Raw genomic sequence first — 7,161 nt, 5'->3', positions numbered from 1 at the left:
CCGTAAAACCTTGGTTTTACGGTTTTAATTGGGGTCTGTCCCCGGTTTTATCTGATTGGGGTCTGTCCCCGGTTTTATCTGTCCGGTTTTATCAATCCTTCTTGATGTAGATATGGTAGGTACCACTATCTTCATTTGAATCAACAATGGATGCGCCGATCTCTTCAACCAGTCCGGGGATATCATCATTGGTGCCAGAGTCGGTTGAGATAAGGTGTAACACTTGGCCTGATTCCATGCCGCGTAGTGCTTTACGGGTTTTCATTACGGGCATCGGACAGTTGAGTCCTGATGTATCGAGTTCCTGGTCAAAATCAGTCATTTTATATCACCGTGCTTATCTTCATTAATTAATAGAGACGCTATCATACTCAATTTTTTATATTTTGTTAACAAATACTGCATTTAGGATATAGGCTCTGCCCTGAAATCATGAGATAGTTAAGGAACCTCAGATTAATTATATACTATGACTGGTCTGAGGTTCCTTAACCTTTCGAGAGGTATCTGACTTATGGAGTTTCTTCCAATATTTTTAGCCATCAAGCAACGCCCCTGTCTGGTTATCGGTGGTGGTGATGTCGCTGCCCGAAAGGTAACGATGCTGCATAAGGCGGGTGCCCGTATTATTGTGGTTGCGCCAGAATTATGTGCTGATCTACAGACCCGTGCCAGTGCGGGTGAGATCGAACATATTGCGCGGGGCTTTGAGTCGGCTGATCTGAATGAAAAGGTGTTGGTGATTGCAGCAACAGATGATAGTGCGGTTAATCAGTTGGCATCGAAGTTGGCGAATGAACAGGGTATACCGGTTAATGTAGTGGATAACCCGGCACTATGCAGTTTTATTGTGCCCTCGATACTGGATCGTTCACCGGTGATGATTGCGGTATCTACCGGGGGTGCTTCACCGGTGCTGGCACGTCAATTGCGTTCACGTCTGGAGAGTATGATTCCTTCAGCTTATGGTCGTCTGGCGACCTTGATGGATGAGTTTCGACCACTGGTTAAAGAGGCTTTCTCTGATACTCAGCAACGTAAACAATTTTGGGAAGATCTGTTGGCGAGTCCTTTTGTTGAGATGGTGCTGGCGGGTCAGGATGCGGTGGCGCGTGATTATATTAAACAGGCAATCGCCGATAAGCAGATTAATACGGATATGGGCGAGGTCTATCTGGTTGGTGCCGGCCCCGGTGATCCAGATCTATTAACTTTTCGTGCCTTGCGTTTGATGCAGCAGGCGGATGTGGTGGTGCATGATCGGTTGGTATCAGCACCGATCATGGATATGGTGCGTCGTGATGCGGATCGGATCTATGTCGGCAAGGAAAAGGATAATCACGCTGTTCCCCAGGAGGAGATCAATCAGCTCTTGGTCGATCTGGCGCGTGAGGGTAAACGCGTATTACGTCTGAAGGGTGGTGATCCCTTTATCTTTGGGCGTGGTGGGGAAGAGATTGATATTCTCGCCAAAGAAGGAGTGCCTTTTCAGGTGATTCCAGGCATTACTGCGGCGGCAGGTTGTGCCTCTTATGCCGGTATTCCGTTAACGCATAGAGATTATGCTCAATCCTGTACTTTTGTTACCGGTCACTTAAAAGATGGTAGTCTCAATCTCAACTGGAATCAGTTGGCTCAACCACGCCAGACAGTGGTGTTTTATATGGGGCTGAATGGGATTAAGGATATCTCACGCGAGATGATGGCGCATGGCGTTCCGGCTGATATGCCAGCGGCATTGGTGGAACAGGGTACGACTCCTAATCAGCGCGTGCACATTGGTACCATCAGTAATCTACCTGAGTTGGTCAAGGAATCCGGTGTGTGCGCGCCAACCTTGACGATTGTCGGTGAGGTGGTTGAATTACATGAAAAATTGAAGTGGTTTAATGCACCACAGCATCAGTCGGGTTCGGTGTTTAGAAAGAATGGGGGGAGTAATTAAGCGGGCGTTAGCTAGCTAAATTGAGACTCCAGTGCCTGTCGCCATTCTTCAACAAAACTCTCGATGGTATCGGTGAAATCAGTATCCTGTTCTGTTCGATTAATGGTGCAGTGAACAACGATCTCATCCGGTCTGTATCTGGGACAAGTGGTGATGGACCAGGTGACGGCATTACGGCAGTTCAACAGGGAGAAACGGACTCCGCCATAGATGAGTTCGCGTTGTATATGAAACTGCCCCCAGATACAGTAGATTTCACCACTGTTGTCCTGGTGAGATAAGATCTTGTCCACATGGAACGGACACCAGCTATTTAATGTATCAATAGTGAGGAGTTGTTGCAGTTCCTGTTCAGTGCTTGAGCACTGGCTAAATGAGAAAAATTCCATGAGTGTATTATTACATAGTTTGAGGGAGAATGGGTATGACAGACGGTAGTAGTTGCGCCGCTAGTGAACCTTTTGCATTACAGGTGCTGGGTACCAGTATGGCACCGGAGTTTCCGGATGGGTGCATTATTATTATTGATCCGGGCGGCATAGTAAAACACGGTTGTTATGTGTTGGCTGTCGATGGCGCTAATGAGTTTATATTTCGCCAACTGGAGATCCGCGAGCAGGTTCATTATCTTGTGGCGCTGGAAGAGGGACATGAGGTTATTCAGCTTGCAGGACTTATCGATATTAAGGGTGTGGTCTCGCAACGTGCAGGGAAACGGCGTAAGCATCATAAGAAATATGATTGATGAGTGTTGTTCGAGACAGGGGCACTCCTCTTTAACAGAGACACGCCGTGAATACATCCATTGGCAATTGCTCCTGCATTTGCTCTACCTACATCCATGCAGTCGTGCGGGCAAGGATCTCTGTTAAAGAGGAGCGTCCCTGAATGGGTAGGGTGCGTATTACGCACCAGATAAAATGGGTGTTGGTGCGCAGTGCGCACCCTACCGAGTGGGATCCACTTCAATACAGTCCTAGCCACGCATAAAAACCAGCTCATGTTCACTGGAGGCTTGTTTATTAAACTGGTAGCGATCCTCTGAAAATCCTTTTAGTTGCTCTACATCCTTGATGCGATTCTCGATGATGTAGCGTGACATCATGCCGCGTGCGCGTTTTGCCATAATGCCGATGATCTTGTAGACATCGCCTTTCTTTTCCTTGAATACCGGGGTGATAATCGTACCCTTGATGGCGGGAAAGTCGATGGCGCTAAAATATTCCTTGCTGGCAAGGTTGATGAGCTGCTTTTCTTTTTTTAGTAACTTATTAATATCGTTAGTCAGTGTCTGTTTCCAGAACTGGTAGAGATCTTTGCTATCACCACAGGGCAGGCGTGTGCCCATTTCCAGCCGGTAGGGTTGCATCAGATCCAGTGGTGCTAACATGCCATACAGTCCCGACAGGATGCGGATATGATCCTGGGCATAATCAATGTCTTTCATACCCAACGTATCAGCACTAAAGCCAACATAGGTATCACCCCTGAAGGTATAAATTGCCTGTTTCGCATTTTGTGGAGTAAACGGGGTGGTGAAAGCCTGGTAACGTGCAACATTTAACGTGGTCAGTTTATCACTCAATTTCATCAGTTTTGAGATGTTTGACGCGGGCTGCTTTTTTAGCACATTAATGAGCTGTTGGCTTTTGTTCAGATAAGCCGGATGAGTATAGTGATCCACTGGTGCGGCATCATCAAAATTGAGTTTCTTGGCAGGTGAGACAATAATTAACATTTCAGGGGGTGAGGTTTATGTCTGTGGTGCTTCCTGTTCAGGGCGCAGATTAGGCATGAAATATTCATCAGCCAGATCGATATCAACGGGCTTTTCATTCTTGTCGATAAGTTTTAGTTCAAAGTCATTCCATCCTCTGAGACCTGTCTTGAGCGAGCTGACAGAACGATAGCCGAGCAGTCCATTCATGGTGAGTGCTGCCAGGACACTACGATTACCGGAACGGCATATTATCACAACGTCCTGATCACGCGCATCGGCAAGTGCCGGTACGGTTTCTTCAAAATTATACTCACAGGCGCTTTCCAATACACCTCTGGGGACATTGATTGAGCCAGCGATATGTACCTTGTCATATTCATAGGGTTCGGAGACATCGATTAATAGAATGTTATTTTTCTCCTGTAGACGTTCATCCAGGTCCCAGGGAAATATCTCATCGACTACCTCAGCGGCGGCACTTACCAGTTCATTAAGATTTTTCTTCATCATAGTTATTCTCGATTATCACGATTGCGCATGCCTTGTTCCACTGCAATAACGGCGGCCTCGACCCTGGAATGAACGCCCAGTTTACGCAGAATAGCCTTGACGTGTAGTTTGACGGTGCCATCGGATATTCCCAGGTTGCGTGCAATCAGTTTGTTGCTTTGACCCTCGGCCAATAGACCAAGGATTTCTCCTTCACGCGGTGTTAATTCAGAGAAGGGATCGTTGGAGCGAATTTGTTCAGGTGTCTCGCCTTGTATGGCGCGTGCCAGAATAGGCGCGAGGTCGGGTGCAACTACGGTCTTACCGGCAACAATATCTCTCAGTGCCACAACCAGATCATCGGGCTCCATATCCTTGATCAGATATCCCTGCGCACCGCTACGTAGGGATTCGATAAGATCCTGTTCATTACTGCTGGTGGTTAGCATCGCAATGGGCATCTGTAGACCATTCTTTCGTAGCTGACGTAATACTGCCAGACCATTGAGTCCAGGCATACGCATATCCAGCAGGATAATATCAGGATTAACTTCATTCGCCAGATCCAGACCTTCTTGCCCATCACCCGCAGCAGCAACCACATTAATACCGCGATGTCTTAATAAACCTTGTAAGCCCTCTCTGAACAGGGCGTGATCATCAATTAAAAGGACTCTAAGACTCATAGCGTTTTCTACTCATTATCATTACTGTCTCGTTAACTCAAGAGACAGGGATTGCGCTTCTCTATCAGAGACCCTGCCCGCATGGACGCGGGCGTGGAGCCTACATGGATGTATTAACCCAGACAGTCATAACATATAATCCTTGATCTCTGATTCCGAGGCAAGGTCTGGTTTAATCCTGAAGTTTAACAGAATTTGTGTGCCTTCACCCGGTTCACTTTCTATCTTTAGACTGCCGCCGAGACGTTTGGCGCGCTCTTCCATAATGCCCAGGCCGACATGCTCTCCAGGAATACCACTAACCGGTTGTTCGTGACTAATGCCGATACCATCATCCTCGATCAACACACGGTATTCATTGCTTTTATAGCTCAACATGATGCGTGTGGTATTGGCCTGACTATGTTTGCGTATATTGGCGAGAGACTCCTGGATAATACGCAGAATCTCAATTTCCTGCTCATCATTGAAGGGCAATTGATCCCATTCATTCTGGAAGAATAACTGGCTGCCGGTATCATTACGAAAGCGTTCGGAGAGTTGTTCAATAGCAGGAATAAGTCCACGTCGGTCGATGGGGGCACAGAAATGATTGATCAGTCCGCGTAGCTCGGTATGCGCCTCTTCCATACCCGCCTCGATGACCTCAAGGGCTTGCCATAGCGCGGCTTCATCTCCGCGATGCAGCGTTTCATCCAGTACCCGCACCTGAAAGCGCAGGCTGGCAAGCGTCTGAGCCAGGGAGTCATGCAATTCATGTGCAATACGGGTGCGCTCGGCCATCACCGACATTTGATTGGCTTCTTTATCCAGTTGAGCCTTTTCAATTGCCATACCCAGATGGCGACCAATACTGGTTAAGAGTTCAATCATATCCTCACTATTATCCAGATTCTTACGTTCGACATAGAGGTTGTAGGTGCCCAGGGTACGGCCACGATATTGCAGGGGGACGGTTAACATCTTGACCGTCTTGTTATCAAACAGGCTGACTGTAGTATCGGAGGGGATAATATCCTTATTTTTTTTATGGTTTGAGTCGATTTCAAAGAGGTCTTTTTGTAGCGAGGGGCTACATTCTTTTTCCAGTAAATCATTATTCAGACCAATACTAGCGACCAGATTCATTTGTCCATCGGAACCCAGCATACGCACACTGGCAGCGCGTGCATGGGTGACATCCTTGAGGGTATATAAAAAACGGGTTAATAGATCATCCTGATCTCTGGAGGTGTTGATGCTGGCAGCAACATCATAGAGAATCTGAAGAGAACGACTTTTGTCTTTTATGCGACGTGTCTGTTTATGTACCTGGTTTTCCATGTCACGCGAGAGTGACTGTATTGCTTCGCCCAGTGTATTAATATCCTGAGCCAGTGTGATGAATTCATCGCGCACAGGAATGGAAAGGCGGGCGGATAGATCACCATTACGCATGAGATAAGCCCATTCCCTGAGATCACTCAGTGGTGCGAGTAGGTCTCTCTGGATTAGGATCATGGCGAGCGTGACCAGCAGGATTCCAGCAACAACCAGGATACCATGCAAGATCAAAAGATTGATGTTATTGGTTGGTGAATAGACCGTCAGAATGGTGGTGATACCAAGCAATAACAAGACTGCAATCAGTGCCAGCAGGGTGGCACGCAGACGACGGCGGATAAATAAGGCAAATCTTTTTTGTAGAACACTGGTTGGGGCAATAATCCATGCCGCCAGATCACGCAGGTTTTGGGAAACTCCATGATGAGGGTGAATCTTCATCTAATGGGTTACTTAATCAGCGGTAGAAAAGGAATGTTGCTGATCCTGTGGGTTGCTGAAGATGAATTGAAAATCACCCGGTTCCAGTTCAACATAGTCGACAGTAACGTCCTTTAATAACTCCGAGCTTTCAATCGCAATAACGATCTCAATACCATCACAGGTATAACTGCTATCTTTTTCACGTCCGGTATCATCAAAGCCCATAGCATAGTGGATGTCACCATTCACCTTGCGTAATGCGGCGATGCGTAATTTCATTCCGCTGTTGTCGCCCTGTTGGGAGAGTTTAATCTGTTCGGCAGCCTGTTTTGTGATAGTAATCATATTTTGTTTCCGTATTAATGTGCTTGGTGCTTATTTTACACTGAAAATGGCTATTGTTAAAACTGGGGACAGACCACGGTTTTTGCGGCCTGTGCCAGGGAGTAGGGTGCGTATCACGCACCAAAGTTGTTGGTGCGTGATACGCATATATGGTCTCCTCCCAGTTTGCAAGACATTGTGAACCTTTAACAGTGACAGGATTGCTTCCATATATCCGGCCTGTTAGTGAG

The 7,161-nt window shown here is 47.0% G+C and carries 9 protein-coding genes; 2 read left to right on the top strand and 7 right to left on the bottom strand.

Annotated features, from left to right (window positions below; translation table 11 throughout):
- Window positions 1-91: 91 nt before the first annotated feature.
- Window positions 92-322 (bottom strand): sulfurtransferase TusA family protein, encoded by a 231-nt coding sequence (locus GXP22_10605; protein NOX09914.1) that lies wholly within the window; start codon window positions 320-322, stop codon window positions 92-94.
- A 192-nt stretch (window positions 323-514) separates the two neighbouring features.
- Between GXP22_10605 and cobA the strand changes: the two genes are divergently transcribed.
- The gene (cobA, locus tag GXP22_10600) at window positions 515-1,945 is read left to right on the top strand and encodes a uroporphyrinogen-III C-methyltransferase (protein NOX09913.1); all 1,431 of its coding nucleotides are present in this window, start codon (window positions 515-517) and stop codon (window positions 1,943-1,945) included.
- A gap of 11 nt (window positions 1,946-1,956) precedes the next feature.
- Here the strand turns inward: cobA and GXP22_10595 are convergent, their stop codons facing one another.
- A complete protein-coding gene (locus GXP22_10595; GenBank protein ID NOX09912.1) occupies window positions 1,957-2,334 on the bottom strand; it encodes a hypothetical protein in 378 nt (125 codons plus the stop codon).
- Window positions 2,335-2,363: 29 nt separating this feature from the next.
- Here GXP22_10595 and GXP22_10590 point away from each other — a divergent pair, with 29 nt between their 5' ends.
- Window positions 2,364-2,690, top strand: coding sequence for a S24 family peptidase (locus tag GXP22_10590; GenBank protein ID NOX09911.1), 327 nt, complete (start codon window positions 2,364-2,366; stop codon window positions 2,688-2,690).
- Window positions 2,691-2,921: 231 nt separating this feature from the next.
- Here the strand turns inward: GXP22_10590 and yaaA are convergent, their stop codons facing one another.
- From yaaA to GXP22_10565, 5 genes are all read right to left on the bottom strand, one after another.
- Window positions 2,922-3,683, bottom strand: coding sequence for a peroxide stress protein YaaA (yaaA, locus tag GXP22_10585; protein NOX09910.1), 762 nt, complete (start codon window positions 3,681-3,683; stop codon window positions 2,922-2,924).
- Window positions 3,684-3,698: 15 nt separating this feature from the next.
- Window positions 3,699-4,172, bottom strand: coding sequence for a rhodanese-like domain-containing protein (locus GXP22_10580; GenBank protein ID NOX09909.1), 474 nt, complete (start codon window positions 4,170-4,172; stop codon window positions 3,699-3,701).
- Window positions 4,173-4,177: 5 nt separating this feature from the next.
- The gene (locus tag GXP22_10575) at window positions 4,178-4,840 is read right to left on the bottom strand and encodes a response regulator (protein ID NOX09908.1); all 663 of its coding nucleotides are present in this window, start codon (window positions 4,838-4,840) and stop codon (window positions 4,178-4,180) included.
- A 126-nt stretch (window positions 4,841-4,966) separates the two neighbouring features.
- Complete coding sequence (locus GXP22_10570) at window positions 4,967-6,604, bottom strand: histidine kinase (GenBank protein ID NOX09907.1); 1,638 nt, start codon at window positions 6,602-6,604, stop codon at window positions 4,967-4,969.
- A 12-nt stretch (window positions 6,605-6,616) separates the two neighbouring features.
- Complete coding sequence (locus GXP22_10565) at window positions 6,617-6,931, bottom strand: iron-sulfur cluster assembly accessory protein (GenBank protein NOX09906.1); 315 nt, start codon at window positions 6,929-6,931, stop codon at window positions 6,617-6,619.
- Window positions 6,932-7,161: the final 230 nt, after the last annotated feature.

The organism is Gammaproteobacteria bacterium (genome assembly GCA_013151035.1).
In the GTDB taxonomy this organism is placed as follows: domain Bacteria; phylum Pseudomonadota; class Gammaproteobacteria; order JAADJB01; family JAADJB01; genus JAADJB01.
The sequence above is the reverse complement of the archived record's forward strand: the minus strand, read 5'-3'. Positions and strand labels throughout refer to the sequence as shown.